This is a genomic window from Paenibacillus sp. FSL R7-0331, from assembly GCF_000758645.1.
Classification (GTDB): Bacteria; Bacillota; Bacilli; order Paenibacillales; family Paenibacillaceae; genus Paenibacillus_AQ; species Paenibacillus_AQ camerounensis.
This window is the reverse complement of the sequence record NZ_CP009284.1, coordinates 3,938,327-3,955,254: the sequence shown is the minus strand read 5'-3', so window position 1 is coordinate 3,955,254 and position 16,928 is coordinate 3,938,327. Positions and strand designations below refer to the sequence as shown.

Genomic DNA, 16,928 nt, shown 5'->3' with positions numbered 1-16,928 from the left:
TGAGTGTGCCTGCTAAATATGTTAAGCTGGATACACCATTATTCGAGAGGGTCATTCATATGAAACGTAAATTCGGAGACCGGGCCAACTGGCGCCGGATTACGCGCCGCCATTTTGCCTGCCGCTATGTGGAGACCCGGGAATTCAGCGGTTACATTACACTTTATACGATCTACGGGCTGAAGGAACCGCTCTGGAAGAGCTATGGCAGGCATACATACCGTATCGCGGACAAGGGATACTCCTGGCTGCAGTATTTTCCCAAAGACAGCCATTATATTGTTACAGCCATGTTTGACGAGCGGCAGAATATCGTACAATGGTATATCGACACCTGCAAGGTCCAGGGGGTTACAGATCAGGGAGTTCCATGGTTCGATGATTTGTATCTGGATGTGGTGGTGCTGTGGAACGGGGAAGTATTTTTGCTGGATGAGGATGAGCTTGAGGAGGCGCGGGAACGCAATGATATTACAGACAGTGATTACAAGCTGGCCTGGACAACAGCCAAAGGAATCCTGCGCAGCATAGATGCACACGCCTTTCCTTATTTTTCCCTTTCTCTGAAGCATCGTGCCGAATTGTTTCATCACGGAGAATTCAGGAGGAAATAGAAATGGAATGGTATTCTTATCAAAAGGGCACGTCACCGATACGCAAAGTATCGCGGAGAAGACGTTCCCGGCTCAAACGCAATCTGCTGATCGCCTGTGTTACTCTGGCGGCGGCCGGGTTGCTTTGGTGCGCAATTGTGTTCAATCGTGTGAATGGTGCAGTGACGGCGTCGCCGATGGTACCTGCTGACGCGGGGGTTATTCTCGGGATGTCCATGTGGGGGGACGAGCCCAGCCCCGGCCTGAAGGAACGCCTGGATTACGGGCTGGAGCTCTATAAGGAAGGAAAGTTCAGCCGCTTCATCGTTTCTGGAGGACTCGACAATCCGGATTATCAGTACACGGAAGGCCAGGGGATGCGCAATTATCTGGTGGAGCAGGGCGTGCCGGATGAAGCCATTCTGATGGAGAATGAATCTACCAACACCTACGAGAATCTGAAGTTCAGCCGGGAGATCATGCAGCGCGAAGGCATGACAACCGCTGTCATTATCACCCACACCTTTCACGGGCAGCGGGCGATCGAGATGGCAGCTGAATTCGGCTACACTTCTCCGCAGCTGGGCGTAACAGAGTCGCAGACGATGTCTATGCTCAAATATAAATCACGGGAGATTCTGGCCTATACCAAGTGGAAAATCCAGCAGCTGTTTATGTAACCCTGCAGGGTAAGGATAAAGTTCCCGAATCTGCTAATAACGTCCCATTATCCGGAATAGACTTGAGTTAGAGCAAGCCAGCCCCGGATAGAGGTGATCGAATTGGATGATGCAAGACAGATTACAATTAATGAATCCAGGATGAATATTACCTTCAAGAGCATTGAGGAAAGTGCTAAAGCAACCGTGGCTGTTACCGAACATGCGGCTGCACCGGCACCGGGTTATGCGGATTCCATTAAAGAGATTTTTCATGAACTGGACGATATGGTTGGTCTTGAGAGGGTGAAGGAGCTGGTTTATGAAATCTATGCTCTTTTACAGATCGAGAAAGTAAGACAGGAAATGGGTCTCAAGGTTAATCATCATGTGTACCATATGGTATTTAAGGGTAATCCCGGGACCGGCAAGACTACTGTCGCCAGAATTGTCGCCAAGCTGTTCCAGCGGATGGGTGTGCTCAGCAAAGGGCATCTGATTGAAGTGGAGCGCGCGGATCTGGTCGGTGAATATATCGGGCATACCGCACAAAAGACCCGCGATCTGGTTAAAAAAGCACTCGGCGGCATCCTGTTCATTGACGAGGCATACAGTCTGGCCCGCGGCGGTGATAAGGATTTCGGCAAGGAAGCGATTGATTGCATGGTAAAAATGATGGAGGATAAGCATAACGACCTCATTATCATTCTGGCCGGCTATCCGGAAGAGATGGATATGCTGCTGGAGGCCAATACCGGCTTGCCGTCCCGGTTCCCGATAAAAATCGAGTTTGATGACTACAGCATCAGTGAACTGGTGCTGATCGCTGCCAAAATGGCAGGGGAACGGGATTATACGCTGATGACCGAGACTATAGCCAGGCTTAAGGAGATCATTCTGGATGAGAAGCTGGATGATACGGTTTTTAGCAATGCCCGGTTTGTCAGGAATGTGATAGAAAGAGCAATCAGGCAGCAGGCAGTCAGGCTGATGAGCAGGCAGACCAAATTGTCCCGGCAAGATCTGATGACGCTGCTGCCCAGGGATATAACGTTTATCGAAGAGAGCATAAGGGCAGACAGTAATATAACCCAGGCAAACAAAAAGATACAGGTAAAAGAAGAAGGAGCATTCTATTAATGTCGCTAACACATGATACACAGACAGATGTACAGGACCGGGCGATTCTCGTCAGTCTCGTCACGGACCAAATTAAACGCACAGGCATTGATCCTGAGCTCTCCCTGCAGGAGCTGGTTCAGCTGGCCGAAACGGCCGGAGTGGAAGTGCTGGATGTACTCCGCCAGAACAAGGAAACCCCTGACTCCAGGTGGTTCATCGGCAAAGGTAAGGTGGAGGAGCTGCGGATGGCTGCAGACGGGCTAGGCGCCAATACGGCGATCTTTGACCAGGAGCTGTCGGGAGCCCAGGTTCGTAACCTGGAGGAAGCGCTCGATATGAAAATTATCGACCGTACGCAGCTGATCCTGGATATATTCGCGGGCAGAGCCAAGACCAGAGAGGGCATCATTCAGGTAGAGCTTGCACAGCATTCCTACCTGCTGCCCCGTCTGTCCGGACACGGTAAAAATTTGTCCAGGCTCGGCGGCGGTATCGGCACCAGAGGTCCGGGTGAGAGCAAGCTGGAGACAGACCGCCGCCATATCCGCGGCCGGATTACCGAGCTTAAGCGCCAGCTGGATGAGGTCGTCAAGACGCGCGAGCTGCACCGTGAACGCCGCCGCAAAAGCGGGGCAGTGCAGGTGGCGCTGGTGGGCTACACCAATGCGGGCAAATCGACGCTGCTCAAGCAGCTGACCGATGCCGACGTCTATATTGAGAATCAATTGTTCGCAACGCTGGACCCTACCTCACGTGTGCTCCAGCTGCCGGCGGGCAAAGAGGTTGTGCTGACGGATACCGTCGGGTTCATCCAGAACCTGCCGCATGATCTGGTCGCCTCCTTCCGCGCAACGCTGGAGGAAGTGAATGAGGCTAATCTGGTGCTGCATGTGGTGGATGCTTCCTCCCCGATGCGGGAGGAGCAGATGGAGGTTGTAGACACCATTCTTCAGGAGCTTGGAGCTGCCGGCAAGCCGCGGGTGGTCCTGTTCAACAAGTGTGATCTCTGCCAGCCGGAGCAGCTGGAGATGCTGCCGGCCGGCCCGGGTTATTTGAAGATCAGCGCTTTTAATGCTGAGGATCTGGCCCGTGTCACCGATCTGATTGCCGATGAGCTGGCCGGAGATACGCTGGTATTCCGCATTCCCGGGGACCGGGGGGATCTATCCTCGCTGCTGTACCGGGTAGGAGAGGTGCTGGAGACCAATTACGAAGAGAACGATGTGCTGTACAGTGTCCGCCTGAACAAAGAGGATTACGATAAATGGGGCTATAAGCTGGAAGCATTCGTTGTGCAGTAAATAATGTTAGGAGCGAATAAGGGGAAATGGCTGTTTTTGCAGAGGATATCTTACAGGCGGCAGAGGCCGCAGAGCTTGAAATAGAAGGTGCGGTAAAAGCACTGGATAAAATTGTGGATCACAATCAATGGAAGGTGATCGAGGCGTTTCAGCGCCAGAAGGTCAGCGACTTCCATTTTGCCGGTTCTACCGGATACGCCTATAATGACCGGGGCCGTGAGGTGCTGGATCTGGTGTACGCCGAGGTGTTCGGTGCGGAAAGCGCGCTGGTGCGCCCGCACTTTGCTTCGGGGACGCATACCATCTCTACGGCGCTGTTCGGTGTGCTGCGGCCCGGAGACGAGCTGCTGTACATTACCGGCCGTCCTTATGACACGCTGCATAAGGTGGTAGGCAAGCCGGGGGACGGAACCGGCTCCTTGGCTGACTTCGGGATCACTTATAGAGAGACGGCGCTCACACCAGACGGCAAGATTGACTGGGACGAGGTAGAGCTGTCTATTAATGAACGGACGAAGGTAATCGGCATTCAAAGATCACGCGGCTATGACTGGCGTTCTTCCTTTACCGTGGCTGAGATCGGGGAGATGGTGGCCCGGGTAAAAGAGCTGAAGCCGGAAGTGATTGTATTCGTGGACAACTGCTATGGTGAATTTACCGAAAAGCTGGAGCCGCCGCAGGTCGGCGCTGATCTGGTCGCCGGCTCGCTGATCAAAAATCCCGGCGGCGGCATAGCCGAGACCGGCGGCTACATCTGCGGCCGCAGCGATCTCGTAGAGCTGGCAGCCTACCGGCTGACAGCTCCGGGCATCGGCGGCGAAGTGGGTGCGATGCTCGGGACGACACGCGGGCTCTACCAGGGGCTGTTCATGGCCCCTCACACGGTCGGACAGGCCGTTAAGGGCAGTATCTTCGCGGCTGCTGTATTCCAGCGCTGCGGGTTCACGACCAAGCCAGCCTGGGATGAGCCGCGTACGGATCTGATCCAGGCGGTTTCTTTTGACAGTGCCGAGCATCTTATCGCCTTCGTACAGGGCATTCAGCGCGCAGCTGCGGTGGACAGCCATGTCGTTCCTGAGCCGTGGGACATGCCGGGCTATGAGCATCCGGTCATTATGGCAGCCGGTACCTTCATCCAGGGCGGCAGCCTGGAGCTCTCTGCAGATGCGCCGATCCGTGCGCCGTACATCGGCTACATGCAGGGCGGACTGACATACTCCCACGTGAAATTCGGCGTTCTGATGGCGCTGCAGAGCATGCGGGAGCGGAAGCTTTTATAGCGTGGACGAGAATGATATTGGCGGTCAGCCGTTTAACGGCGGGAGACCGGGTTGTTGTAATAACCCTGCTTATTAAGCGGGGTTATATTTTTTGTCTGCAGGCACTACCGCTGAACAGGAAAAAGCTCTATAGGTTATTTACACTACCGTATTCACGTTCACGGAACATTAACGCCGAAAGTCAGGGTGTTGTCCAGATTGGGATATGTGCCGGAAAAACGGGAAAAATACTGACGGAGGCTTCCAGGCCAGATCTATGGCCGATTTTTGCTTCCGGATTGTCCGATGTGATATACTGCGGTAGACTTCATCCTTTTGTAGCTTACATCCAGGTAACCTTCTGTTTCGCAGTAGTCTACTAATGTTGTAAAGAAAACTTACATACCATTGACACGCCAAATTAAGAAATGTACAATGAGATGAGAAAAAGATCATTGGAAGGTTGGATGAGTCATGGGTGATGAAATCCGCAGAAATATGGCATTATTTCCTATAGGAATCGTAATGAAGTTAACCGATTTATCTGCTAGACAAATTCGTTATTATGAGCAGCACAGCCTGATCGTACCAGCGCGTACCTCCGGCAACCAGCGTTTGTTCTCATTCAATGATGTTGAGCGCCTTCTGGAAATCAAAGCACTGATTGAGAAGGGAGTTAACATTGCCGGCATTAAGCAGGTGATGAATCCGGTCTCGAAGGAATCCGAAGAGGCTACGGTTATTACCCCTGACACAGAGGTTAGACGTAGAGAATTGTCTGATTCACAGCTTCACCGTTTGCTTAAGCAGGAACTGGTTTCCGGTAAAAGACCGGGACAAGTATCTCTTATTCAAGGCGAGCTATCCCGGTTTTTTAATAAATAAACAACTAATTAGAGGTTGAAAGGGAGAGGGTATCGTGAGTTTTTCCAAAGAGGATATTATCCGCATTTCCAAAGAAGAAAACGTCCGTTTTATTCGTCTGCAGTTCACTGACCTGCTGGGAACGATCAAAAACGTTGAAATTCCCGTGAGTCAGCTTGAAAAAGCACTCGACAATAAAATGATGTTCGACGGATCTTCCATCGAAGGTTATGTACGTATTGAGGAATCCGATATGTACCTGTATCCTGATCTTAGCACTTGGGTTATCTTCCCTTGGGTGACAGACAGCCGGGTTGCACGTCTGATTTGTGATGTGTACATGCCTGACGGAACACCGTTTGCCGGCGATCCGCGCGGTATTCTGAAGCGTTGTCTCCAGGAAGCCGAAGAAATGGGCTATACAGCGATGAACGTTGGACCGGAGCCGGAATTCTTCCTGTTCAGAACCGACGAGAAGGGTAACCCGACACAGGAACTGAATGACCAGGGTGGATATTTCGATTTGGCGCCGATGGATCTTGGGGAGAACTGCCGCCGCGAAATCGTATTGACACTTGAGGAAATGGGCTTTGAAATTGAAGCTTCCCACCATGAGGTTGCTTCCGGCCAGCACGAAATCGACTTCAAATATGCGGACGCCATCAAAGCCGCTGACCAGATTCAGACCTTCAAGCTCGTTGTGAAGACGGTAGCCCGTCAGCACGGCCTGCATGCTACTTTTATGCCTAAGCCGCTTTTCGGCATGAACGGATCCGGTATGCACGCACACCAATCCTTGTTCAAAGGCAGCGAGAATATGTTCTACGATGAGAGCGATACACTGGGTCTGAGCAAAACCGCACGCTATTACATGGCAGGTATTCTGAAGCATGCCCGTGCTTTTGCCGCTATTACTAACCCTACGGTTAACTCTTACAAGCGTCTGGTTCCGGGTTACGAAGCGCCTTGCTACGTAGCGTGGTCTGCGAGCAACCGCAGCCCTATGATCCGTATCCCTGCTTCCAGAGGTCTTAGCACACGCATTGAGGTTCGTAATCCGGACCCGGCAGCTAACCCTTACCTCGCACTGGCTGTAATGCTTAAGGCAGGTCTTGACGGAATTAAGCGCCAGCTGGATCTTCCTGCACCGATCGACCGCAACATCTATGTGATGTCTGAGGAAGAGCGGATCGAAGAAGGCATCCCAAGCTTGCCGTCCGATCTGAAGGAAGCCCTGAACGAAATGATCCGCAGCCATGTCATCACCGAAGCCCTCGGCGAACACGCGCTGGCTCACTTCTATGAACTGAAGGAAATCGAGTGGGACATCTACCGGACCCAGGTTCACGAGTGGGAAAGAGCACAGTACATGACGCTTTACTAGGATGAATTAACCCCTGACGCCGCTGGCGTTGGGGTTTTTTTGTTGTGCATCGGAGCTGGTTGGTTGCTTATCGATAAGGTGGTTTAATGACGTGTCCGAAGCATTCTCCCGACAACAAAAAGTATTTGTTTTTTTGTGAAGAAGCGAGGCATTTGCGCAGAAATAAAGTTTTTAATCCCCGGGATTGCATATACCTTTTTAGCTTGAAGCGCACGAAGTGCAACCTGAACCACATTTTCTGGAGTATCCCGCTTACCGACAGAGGCTTCATCCGTCCCTACAATGTTAAAAAATTCTGTTTCCGTAGACCCGGGACATAACGCAAGAAATTGTACGCCGCGTTTTCGATTTTCTTCCCATAGCGCCTCTGTAAATGATAACACGAATGCTTTTGTAGCCCCATATACCGCCATACTAGGAGTAGGCTGAAATGCTGCAGTTGATGCCACGTTAATAACCATTCCGCTTTTCTTATTCAACATATCCGGTAAAAATAAATGAGTAAGATCTACAACAGCCGCTACATTAAGCATCACTTCATCATGTTGTCTTGGTCCTGACAGTTGTTCGAATAATCCATGGGTAGCGAATCCCGCATTATTAATTAAACAATCAACATTCAGACCGCGTTGAACACATTGCTGATAGAGTTCCGCTGCAGAACCATTGTGAGATAAGTCAGAAACCATTACCTGTGCTTGAATACCGTGTTTTTTATGTAGTCTCTCCGCTAAATTAATGAGCTTAGTTTCTGAGCGGGCAACTAAAATCAAGTGGCTTCCTCTTGCTGCAAACTCATGTGCAAAGGCTTCACCTATACCCGAAGAGGCACCTGTTATCAGCGTCCATTTGTTTGTAATTGCAATCATTATTAGATCACTTCTCCTTTTTAATTAACCATTAGAAACAATGTTTCATTTTGAATCATTGTATCCGAATGAACCTACGCTGTCAATTAGAGAGCCTAATAGCGTTGGACAACTGGCTTATTTAATTAGATACATGTACAATATATTGATGATAAATCAGCATTTAATCCTCCAGAACAGTAGAATGAGCCCTGGAGAAATAGGTAAGGCGATAAAACTAAAGGCACAAAGGTGTGAAAATATATGCAAAATTCATCAGATCTCCCTTCCACAGACAATCATCAACGTATAACCTACCCAAAAGTCAAAATTCAGCATAATGAACTATTGAGACGCAATATTATTGAAACTGCTGCATCGATTATGCAGAAATCCGGTCCTGAGGCGGTAACCATTCGCAGAGTGGCTGAAAAAATGGAATGTCCCACCAAAATAATTTATAACTTGTTCGGAAGTAAGGAAGGTCTTGCAAAAGAACTTTTTATGGAAGGTTGCAAATTACTAGCGGATGCCTTTCAGGCTGTTCCCATGCAAGCAGATCTTAAACAATATCTTCTTAATCTTGGGCAAGCCTACTGGAATTTTTCGAAGGAGTATACCAGTTATTATATGGTGATGTTTGGTGGGGCCTTTAGCGAATTCAAACCGGAAGCGGAGAGTTTACAGGCTATGGTAACCGCATTGCAACAACTAACCGACATTATTACAAATGGCATTGAGCAGGGGGTTATTTCCGAGAAGGAACCCCTGCTTGTTGTTAATCTTATTTGGGCATCGCTGCATGGTGTTATTCACCTGTATTTAGGGGGACATATTCAAAACGAGGAAACAGCAAAAAGGCTATACGACAGATCTGTGTCGAATTTAATCCACACGTTTTATAGGGACGATCGTTAATTAAGTAACATCTAATGTAATATAAGCCGCTGTTATGGAATCGTGATTATTAGCATCTGTCTACGCTTTGGTTAATAGTCTTGATTTTTTCTCCATGTCACAATACTGTTTGGATTTTCTCATTATTCTTATAGAAAAAAAAGAACCTTTAAATAAAGGTTCCTTAGTACATCTCAGACAGTACTCTTAACATGTCTTTACATATGCCTCTAACAACTCAATAACAATCGTTTGCCCCGTGACGCCGAAATTCCTCAAGCAAAGCAATTCAGTCAATGAAGCCTTCATCAAATCACCAATGGTGATGTAGTTGCTGTCATGTAATGAATTAAGAATACGGGAAATGCTTTTTGGGTTCCTGGTCGTTCTCTGCCTTAAGCTGTGAATAGGTTGTGCATATAAGCTGCGGTCAATATTAAAGTAAGACATGAGGGGGAGCGTATCTCTAGCAGACAAGCTCACATGTTGTCTCCCTTCATTCATCTGGTAAATATTATAAATAATTGAGATGATTTTGCAATAGTTTTTCTGTTGAATCTACACTTAAATCTATAGTATTTACACATTGTTCCAGAGAAGATTTTAAGAATCTTGATTTTGAAAAGCTAAGGCTGACTATACTTTCACACGCAGGCATCCCTGTTGAATGAACTGAAATTACTGAAAGGCGGAAACATTAGTATGAAAAAAGAAGACGTAAACAAAGCATTCCGTGCGTTGCTCCCCCTTATTTTTATTCTTGCCCTGACAGCCGTGCTTAATATGACTACCTTTGCAATAGGTGTTATGGAGCGGCTGGTTAGGGAATCCTATAAGATCGGCTATGTATTCGGCAGTCTGCTGGAAATAATCATCTGAGCAGGTTATCCTTTTTTACTGTAATGTTCGCAGGCCGGATTATTTTTTATACATAACAAACGAACCGTCAGGAGTAACATTCCGGCGGTTTTTTGCGTTTAGTTAGAGTACGGTCCTTATCGGGACAGATAATGTATCAGCTATGTGGGTAATAAGTATTAATCAGACGAGGAGGTATAACATGAAAAAATCGATGCTAGCTACAGCAGCAAGTGTTCTTCTCTTGTCAGCCTCAATTCTGGGCGCATGCAGTAATAATGAGGCGGTGAATGAGGCGGAGCCTACAGCATCCGCTCCAGCTGCAACGCCTGTCAGCGAAGCTACAGCCAGTCCTGAGCCGTCTGCTACACCTGCAGCAGCGTCTGCCAGTCCGGAGGCGAGCGCACCTGCGTCAGCCGAGCGGCCGCAGACGCAGAGCTTTGGTGAGCAGGAGGGCGGTGTTCCCGGACAGGACGGGACGCTTGAGCAGGGTGACGGCTACTCGCTGTATATATTTGACGGCTATACCTTTGATGCGCAGACCGGGCGTCTGTCGCTGACTGCGGACTCCAGCTATTATGCGGAGATTGAGCCGCTGCCGGCCGGCTATGATCTTGCTGCCCTGAAGCAGCAGGGACAAACCGAGCTTGCCGGCGCTAAAGACTACAGCGGGGAACTGTTCGAGCATCCCCTGCGCTTTGCGGAGCTGTACCTCCAGGTAAGCAACGAAAAGGGTGTGGAGGATTATATGGTGTGGAAGAATGAGGCCGGAGATGCCTACCTGCTGCGGATACACAATCCGGGGGGAGATTCGGCAGAGCAGTTTAGTCCTTGGACGACAGTATCCCTGTCTACTATTGAGGCGGAGTAATCCGCTCCCCGATGCTTGCGAAAGAAGTAGCAGACGGCATTCCGTGCAGAGTTCTGAAGCCCCTGAAGCGGCAGCCGCTGCAGAATGAAATCCGTAAGAATGAGCCTGTGTAAGCGGGCAAGTTCTTACGGATTTTTTTAATATACATAATAATGACAGTGGAGGAATATACTCATGATTGATTAGAGAACACATGTTTGGTTATAATACAAACAAATGTTCTTATTTGTTGGGGGCGATCGGTCATGAGAATGGCTATGGGTCAAATCATTGAAATTGTATATCTGGACAAATCCGGCAAGATCACTCAGCGGAAGATCGAAGTACTCGCCATCCGTGACGGGCGCATCCGGGCAACCTGTTTAACGGCGGGGGCGCCGCGGGTATTTCTGCTCTCGAATATTCTGGCGTGGCACCCGGTACGGGGGCGGAAATATGCCTAAGGATCGGGTTATTGTACTGTCGGACTGCCAGTCCTTTTACGCAAGCGTGGAGAAGGCAGCTCATCCTGAATATAAAGATCTGCCGGTGGCAGTGGGTGATCCGGCGCGGATGAACGGGATTGTGCTGGCTGCCTGTCCGCTTGCCAAAGCCCAAGGGGTTACTACCGCCTCGCGTGTAGGCGAAGCGATGACCAAATGTCCCGGACTCGTCGTGATCCGGCCGCGGATGCGGACGTATATCACGGTGTCCCTGCTGATCTCACAGATCTACGAGAGGTATACAGATATGGTCGAGCCGTTCAGCATTGATGAGCAGTTTCTGGATGTGACGGGCTCGCTGAATTTTTTCGGCGGGGAATTGCAAAAGGTCATTTCTGCTATACAGCAGCATGTGATGTTATCCACCGGCGTATGGACCCGGATGGGTGTCGGGCCGACCAAAATCCTGGCCAAAATGGCCAACAATCTGGCCAAGAAGCAGACGGGCGGTGTTTTCCGGCTCGGATACGACAATCTGGATGAAGCGCTCTGGCCGCTTCCTGTCCATGACATGTTTATGGTGGGCGGACGGATGACCAAAAACTTTTTCCGGATGGGTATAACCACGATCGGCGACATTGCCCGGATGGAGCTGGGGGAGTTCAAGCGGAGAATGCGGATGACCATGGGCAAACAGAGTGATATCCAGGCGGAATATTACTGGCAGACAGCCCGCGGCATCGATCCCAGTCCTGTCGTTACGGGAATCCGGCACCAGATCAAATCTGTGGGCCATGGCAAGGCGCTGCGCTGGAATCTGTATACGAGGCTGAGTGACATTGAGGTGGTGCTGCTGGAGCTTGTGATCGAGGTGTGCCAGCGGGCGCGGCGGTACCGTTATATGGGCTCGGTGGTTTCGATTGCGGTGTCCGAGACGGACGGCAACACTTCCCATTCCTACAGCCGGCAGATGACCCTTCCCGAGCCCTCATTTCTGACACATGAGGTGGCAGCGGCGGCCTACCGTTTGTTTGTGGATCACTGGACCGGGATGCCGCTGAGCCGGCTGGCTATATCCGTCTCTCAGCTGACCGATGACAGCGTAATGCAGCTGACCTTATTCGATGACCGGATCCGCACCTACAACAAAGAGCGGGCCATTGACCAGATCAAAACCAGATACGGCAGCCGGGCGCTCATTCGTGCCTCCTCCTTGCTTGAATCCGGGGTTGCTTTGGAGCGTGCCGAACAGATTGGGGGTCATTATAAATGAGCAAGCTAGACGGAAACGAGAGATGGAAGACCAAAATGCTGATGAGCGAGCATGTGGACCAGTATGAGCAGCAGGAAAAGGGAGAGAAGGGGAATAACAGCAGGACGATGCTCACAAATGACGAACGCACGATGGTCCGTGATCTGATTCTGCTGCCTTACATAGATACGATGGTAAGCAAGAGCATCGAGGAGATCGAACGGTCGGGCAACATGCTTACCAAGATGTACTTAATGGGCGGCCGCTTTATCCAAAACCGGGTGATGCAGGACACCTACAGGCTGCAAAAAGAGCTCAGACAGCGCAACATCAGGGTGCTCGCCGATGAGCAGGAGGACTTTCTGATGTATTATAAAATCTTTTTCCGCGGCTACCAGGAGCGGTTCGGGCTTACGCGCGACATTATGCGGACAGAGATCAGCCTGAGGCTTACGCGCTACACGGCTGAGCTTGGAGCGGTGCTTAAGGAGCAGTTGAAATAAAGCATTCTGTCAGCGGCCCGGCGGCAGCTTATCCCCTTAATTTGAAAGAAATTAGCAGATAAGGTATACATTAAGCCGGAGATAGGTTATGGTTAAACTAACTTATTCGTGTGATTCTTATCCAAGGGACCTTTCACTGCGCGAGCGACAGAAAGGTCCTTCTTGCATATTTTAGGTTGGAAGGGAGTGTTAAATGCAATATGACAACACAATAATAGATCGTTACCGGGTGATTGAAGATAGGGTTATCAGATTTATTACGGATCATTCAGGTGTTGAGTATATGAAAGATTCAGAGCAGATTGTGGAGGGCGGAGTCTTTGCCTGGGCAAAATTAAGGTCCGTAGACAGAGAAATACAGACGCAGCTGAGGCTTGATTATGTCAAGGTCTTGGAACTCGCAAGACAACGGATGGAGCGGGCCGGGAGTGAGCATCTGATGGATTTTGACCGGAGCAGTGAAGCCGTACTCCATTATATCAGGCAAGATTCCATACTGTGGATTCCGTCACTTGAAGCGGCCGCGGAGGCAGCCAGGACTGAACTTGCGCTACAGAAATTTCTTCTTACTCAAACTTAAATATATAAGGTTTAGAGTAACCTGCCAGGATAATGATTCTGGCGGGTTTTTGCTGTTATTGGCGTTGAAGCTGAAACCGGATTACCGGAGGGATGAGACAGAACAGGCCATTGTATAATTGTGTAAAAAGTATTTGACCATTCTTACACCGGGTGTTAAGCTAGGCAGACAGTAAGACATTTCGCAGCTCTCTGCGGAATGTCTTACTGTTCATTTAGGGCTATTTTACATTAAATGTTAGTGGAGGGGTGATGCGCCATGTGCATTTCGCTGCTATCTAATTCATGTGTACCAATACAATAGCAAGTATGAGAACAACGAAAAAGGAGAATACCATGATACAGGTAAAAGAGTTTGTGGACGGGGATAATTTTTATGCGGAGAACAAAGCGAATGAATTCCTCAAAGGCTTGGCGGAAGAGCAGGTAGTGAATATCTGCTACGGCTCGGTCGTTAAATCTTCACGTGACGGGGCTGAGCATCAGCGCAGTACAATATTGGTGGTATATAAGACAGATGAAAAATAATTTTTGGGACCGGCTGTTTACCTGGCTGTCCTTTGCTTCGACGTTAATGATTGTGGTTCTGGTGGTTTTTTACACCTGGGGCTAGGAAATAAAGAGTAGAAAAAGCATGATCAGCAGGCTTTCGCTAACAGAGAGCTTGCGGTGATGCTTTTTCTTCTGCAAGCTAAGGAAATTATCACATACATACATTACCAATTGTGTTATATTTAAAAAGTATTTGTTTATGCTGGCCGTAAGGTAGATGAATCTGTCTGCAAGGAGGAAGCGGATGAACACGACTTATAAGGTACTGGTATGTGATGCGGATTTATTTGCTGCAGCGCTTGCTGAGGCGGATATATATGTATTGCAGGTGCAGGAGGGGAAGCCGCCGGTCTTTGCGGATTGTGCCGGTCCGCTGCAAAGATGGACACCCGAATACATAGAGCTGGGCGGTATGACCTACAGGCGTAAGGATTTTGAGTTCCGTGTGCGTATACCCGAAAAATAACAGCTGCCAATTCACACAGGCAGGAAGAGCCACTGCAGCATCTCTTATACTATAAAACAGTAAAAGAGGTGTTAATATGGCAGAAAGAGAACGCTTAAGAATCCGCAGAGCAATCCGTGTCCTGCTGGCGCAGCGGTCTATCCTTCTGGAGCGGCTTGAAGAAATTAACGAGAATCTGCGCAGATTGCCTAATCCCAGCCGGGCCAGACGTGAATTGCTGGCAGCAAGGGTGTCGATCCGGGAAGCCCTGCGCTTGAACCGAATCGCCATCAGACTTTTGCGCAGCGTGCTGTAGAACATCGCGAATATAGAAGAATAAGGGGCATCCCGCAAGCCGTAATATGGCTGCTCGGGATGCCCCTTGCTGTGTGCAATTACTGCCTGATAGTGACCCTTGTTCCGATGGAAACAAGGCGGGATAGGGCGAGTACGTCTTCGTTATACATCCGGATACAGCCGTGTGAGACCATATGGCCGATCGAGGCAGGGTCATTCGTGCCATGGATACCGTAATGGGGTTTGGACAATCCCATCCAAAAAGCACCGAACGGCCCGCCGGGATTAGGCTGCTTGTTAATAATGGTATACTCGCCTTCAGGTGAAGCAGTCAGCATCGTGCCAATCCCTACAGGGAAACCCCGCGTCACAATATCATTATCCAGGAGATACAGCATACGCTGCGACAGATCAACAATAATCCGGTAATTGGGCATAGTTATCAGCACTCCTTCTCATACCAGAATATGTGCGGAGTACGGATGCGGTTACCAGTGACGGATGGGGGCAGGAGTATCGGGGGCGGACAAGCTGTTAATCCAAATGATTAGGCAGGAAAAAGGCTGCTCCGCAATTATGCGGAGCAGCCTCAAGTGGAAAGAATTAGTGAATATCGCGGAAAAGTCCGATGACTCTGCCTAAAATGGTAACGCGGTTCAAGCGGAGCGGTTCATAAGCCGGATTCTCCGGCTGCAGGCGGATATGGTCACGTTCTTTATAGAAGGTCTTAACAGTAGCTTCATCTTCTTCAGTCATCGCTACAACGATATCCCCGTTGTCTGCCGTCTGCTGCTGGCGGACAATAACGTAGTCGCCGTCCATAATTCCGGCTTCCACCATGCTGTCTCCTAATACGGAGAGCATAAACACCTTGTTGTCACCGACATAATGGGTAGGCAGCGGGAAATAATCTTCAATATTCTCGGTAGCGGTAATCGGCACCCCGGCGGTGACTTTACCTACAACAGGAATGCGGGTAACCGTCTGTACGAACTGATGTACATTCTCTGAATCTTCCTGTCCAAGCAGCTCTATTGCGCGAGGCTTAGTAGGGTCACGGCGGATCAGGCCCTTCTTCTCGAGACGGTCCAGATGACCATGTACGGTTGAGCTGGAGGCAAGGCCCACGGCTTCCCCGATTTCACGGACGGACGGAGGATAACCCTTGCTGCGGACTTCGTTACGTATGAATTCCAGGATCGCCAGCTGACGACTCGAAATCTTTGACATTGGAATCAACCCCATATAGTATGTTTGGGAAAATTATAACATAGAACTTCCGTTCGTACAAACATAAGTTCTAACTATTTTTTAATAGCATTTGGATGCAACTGGCAGGGAGGCATAATAGATCCAAAGTAAAAAGGGGAACAATTGTTCGAAAAAATCTATTGATCAAAACACATGTTCGTGTTATAGTAATCTCAAATTTAAGAACAAGTGTTTGGAGGTCGATGAAATTGTTAAAATACAGTACTTACCGCAGCATCTATGATGAGACACATGAGGTTCAGACTGCCGATGCCTCTGTTTTAGAATATGTAACCCGCTTGAAGAATACATCAGCATCCCTATACGGGTCGCTGATGAGCCTGTTCAACGGAGGCCAACTGTTGAAGCTTGCCCTGATTCTGATGCTGGTGATTTCCGGCTTTACTGTGGTAGGCAATGTGTTTGCAGGTTCAGTATCCCCGATAACTCCGGCTGAACGTGTAGTCGTAGAACGCGGAGATTCACTGTGGAGCATTGCGCTTGAACATAAACCGTCGGAGATGAGGACGGTTGTATATATAGAAGGAATTAAGAAGGCAAGCGGGCTTTCGGGGAGCTCAATACGGGCCGGAGATGTGCTTACGCTGCCTGCATACTAATGGTTAGAGAGATTATAGTTACGACAGGAAGAGCTTTCAGGGAGGAGACCTTGACAAGCTCTTTTTCTCATGGCAAAGTTAGAATGAATTTAAAGGGAGGGGAACGCATTGAATATTGACGAATTGGTCGCACGCATCAATGAACTGGCACGCAAGCAGAAGAGCAGCGGCCTGAGTGAAGAGGAACTGGCCGAACGCGCCGAGCTCCGCGAGATTTATCTTGGCAACATCCGCAAGAACTTCCGTGCACAGCTGGATACGATTGAGATCGTGGACAACGATGATCAGGGCAACAAAGGGCTTACACATTAGTCCTGTGTCTTTGTCATAGATATTTTAGGATGACTAGGG

Annotated in this window: 23 protein-coding genes; 19 read left to right on the top strand and 4 right to left on the bottom strand. The window is 49.3% G+C overall.

Annotation, left to right across the window (positions count from 1 at the left end):
- The first annotated feature begins 59 nt into the window (after positions 1-59).
- The 7 genes from R70331_RS16695 (at position 60) to glnA (ending at position 7,182) form a co-directional block, all read left to right on the top strand.
- Positions 60-614: a ribonuclease FAU-1 family protein gene (locus R70331_RS16695; RefSeq protein WP_039873814.1), complete on the top strand. Its 555-nt coding sequence runs from the start codon at positions 60-62 to the stop codon at positions 612-614.
- 2 nt (positions 615-616) lie between these two features.
- On the top strand, positions 617-1,273 hold the full coding sequence (locus R70331_RS16690; protein ID WP_042177331.1) for a YdcF family protein: 657 nt from the start codon (positions 617-619) through the stop codon (positions 1,271-1,273).
- Between the two features lie 141 nt (positions 1,274-1,414).
- On the top strand, positions 1,415-2,392 hold the full coding sequence (locus R70331_RS16685) for an AAA family ATPase (protein ID WP_081947858.1): 978 nt from the start codon (positions 1,415-1,417) through the stop codon (positions 2,390-2,392).
- Positions 2,392-3,675, top strand: a complete 1,284-nt coding sequence (gene hflX / locus R70331_RS16680) for a GTPase HflX (RefSeq protein ID WP_042177330.1) — start codon at positions 2,392-2,394, stop codon at positions 3,673-3,675. Before R70331_RS16685 ends, hflX begins: the two co-directional genes overlap by 1 nt.
- 26 nt (positions 3,676-3,701) lie before the next feature.
- A complete protein-coding gene (locus R70331_RS16675) occupies positions 3,702-4,955 on the top strand; it encodes a methionine gamma-lyase family protein (RefSeq protein WP_042177329.1) in 1,254 nt (417 codons plus the stop codon).
- A 453-nt stretch (positions 4,956-5,408) separates the two neighbouring features.
- On the top strand, positions 5,409-5,819 hold the full coding sequence (locus R70331_RS16670; RefSeq protein ID WP_019910684.1) for a MerR family transcriptional regulator: 411 nt from the start codon (positions 5,409-5,411) through the stop codon (positions 5,817-5,819).
- Positions 5,820-5,853: 34 nt separating this feature from the next.
- A complete protein-coding gene (gene glnA, locus R70331_RS16665; protein WP_042177328.1) occupies positions 5,854-7,182 on the top strand; it encodes a type I glutamate--ammonia ligase in 1,329 nt (442 codons plus the stop codon).
- Between the two features lie 83 nt (positions 7,183-7,265).
- Here the strand turns inward: glnA and R70331_RS16660 are convergent, their stop codons facing one another.
- Complete coding sequence (locus R70331_RS16660) at positions 7,266-8,051, bottom strand: SDR family NAD(P)-dependent oxidoreductase (protein ID WP_042177327.1); 786 nt, start codon at positions 8,049-8,051, stop codon at positions 7,266-7,268.
- 243 nt (positions 8,052-8,294) lie between these two features.
- Between R70331_RS16660 and R70331_RS16655 the strand changes: the two genes are divergently transcribed.
- Positions 8,295-8,948, top strand: a complete 654-nt coding sequence (locus tag R70331_RS16655; protein WP_042177326.1) for a TetR/AcrR family transcriptional regulator — start codon at positions 8,295-8,297, stop codon at positions 8,946-8,948.
- A 186-nt stretch (positions 8,949-9,134) separates the two neighbouring features.
- Here R70331_RS16655 and R70331_RS32505 read toward each other — a convergent pair whose 3' ends face one another.
- Entirely contained in the window at positions 9,135-9,377 is a 243-nt protein-coding gene (locus tag R70331_RS32505; protein WP_442950585.1) for a DNA-directed RNA polymerase subunit alpha C-terminal domain-containing protein, read from the bottom strand.
- A 252-nt stretch (positions 9,378-9,629) separates the two neighbouring features.
- On the opposite strand from R70331_RS32505, the gene R70331_RS16650 reads away from it, so the two are divergent.
- The 9 genes from R70331_RS16650 (at position 9,630) to R70331_RS16610 (ending at position 14,725) form a co-directional block, all read left to right on the top strand.
- Positions 9,630-9,806: a hypothetical protein gene (locus R70331_RS16650; protein WP_156131144.1), complete on the top strand. Its 177-nt coding sequence runs from the start codon at positions 9,630-9,632 to the stop codon at positions 9,804-9,806.
- Between the two features lie 181 nt (positions 9,807-9,987).
- Entirely contained in the window at positions 9,988-10,656 is a 669-nt protein-coding gene (locus tag R70331_RS16645; RefSeq protein ID WP_042177324.1) for a DUF8580 domain-containing lipoprotein, read from the top strand.
- A gap of 245 nt (positions 10,657-10,901) precedes the next feature.
- Positions 10,902-11,099 (top strand): hypothetical protein, encoded by a 198-nt coding sequence (locus R70331_RS16640; protein WP_042177323.1) that lies wholly within the window; start codon positions 10,902-10,904, stop codon positions 11,097-11,099.
- Positions 11,092-12,351 carry a DNA polymerase IV gene (locus R70331_RS16635; RefSeq protein WP_042177322.1) on the top strand — a complete coding sequence of 420 codons (1,260 nt, stop codon included), beginning with the start codon at positions 11,092-11,094 and terminating at the stop codon, positions 12,349-12,351. Before R70331_RS16640 ends, R70331_RS16635 begins: the two co-directional genes overlap by 8 nt.
- Positions 12,348-12,833: a YhjD family protein gene (locus tag R70331_RS16630; RefSeq protein ID WP_042177321.1), complete on the top strand. Its 486-nt coding sequence runs from the start codon at positions 12,348-12,350 to the stop codon at positions 12,831-12,833. Before R70331_RS16635 ends, R70331_RS16630 begins: the two co-directional genes overlap by 4 nt.
- 283 nt (positions 12,834-13,116) lie before the next feature.
- Positions 13,117-13,413 carry a hypothetical protein gene (locus R70331_RS16625; RefSeq protein ID WP_156131143.1) on the top strand — a complete coding sequence of 99 codons (297 nt, stop codon included), beginning with the start codon at positions 13,117-13,119 and terminating at the stop codon, positions 13,411-13,413.
- 335 nt (positions 13,414-13,748) lie between these two features.
- Positions 13,749-13,940 (top strand): sporulation protein Cse60, encoded by a 192-nt coding sequence (locus R70331_RS16620; RefSeq protein ID WP_042177319.1) that lies wholly within the window; start codon positions 13,749-13,751, stop codon positions 13,938-13,940.
- A gap of 268 nt (positions 13,941-14,208) precedes the next feature.
- A complete protein-coding gene (locus R70331_RS16615) occupies positions 14,209-14,430 on the top strand; it encodes a hypothetical protein (protein WP_042177318.1) in 222 nt (73 codons plus the stop codon).
- Between the two features lie 76 nt (positions 14,431-14,506).
- Complete coding sequence (locus tag R70331_RS16610; RefSeq protein ID WP_042177317.1) at positions 14,507-14,725, top strand: hypothetical protein; 219 nt, start codon at positions 14,507-14,509, stop codon at positions 14,723-14,725.
- A gap of 79 nt (positions 14,726-14,804) precedes the next feature.
- On the opposite strand, the gene R70331_RS16605 is transcribed toward R70331_RS16610, so the two are convergent.
- Entirely contained in the window at positions 14,805-15,143 is a 339-nt protein-coding gene (locus R70331_RS16605; RefSeq protein ID WP_042177316.1) for a L,D-transpeptidase, read from the bottom strand.
- Between the two features lie 166 nt (positions 15,144-15,309).
- Complete coding sequence (lexA, locus tag R70331_RS16600; RefSeq protein WP_039873792.1) at positions 15,310-15,936, bottom strand: transcriptional repressor LexA; 627 nt, start codon at positions 15,934-15,936, stop codon at positions 15,310-15,312.
- 230 nt (positions 15,937-16,166) lie between these two features.
- Between lexA and R70331_RS16595 the strand changes: the two genes are divergently transcribed.
- Positions 16,167-16,577: a LysM peptidoglycan-binding domain-containing protein gene (locus tag R70331_RS16595; RefSeq protein ID WP_042177315.1), complete on the top strand. Its 411-nt coding sequence runs from the start codon at positions 16,167-16,169 to the stop codon at positions 16,575-16,577.
- 108 nt (positions 16,578-16,685) lie between these two features.
- Complete coding sequence (locus R70331_RS16590) at positions 16,686-16,889, top strand: DUF896 domain-containing protein (RefSeq protein WP_042177314.1); 204 nt, start codon at positions 16,686-16,688, stop codon at positions 16,887-16,889.
- The last annotated feature ends 39 nt before the right edge of the window (positions 16,890-16,928 follow it).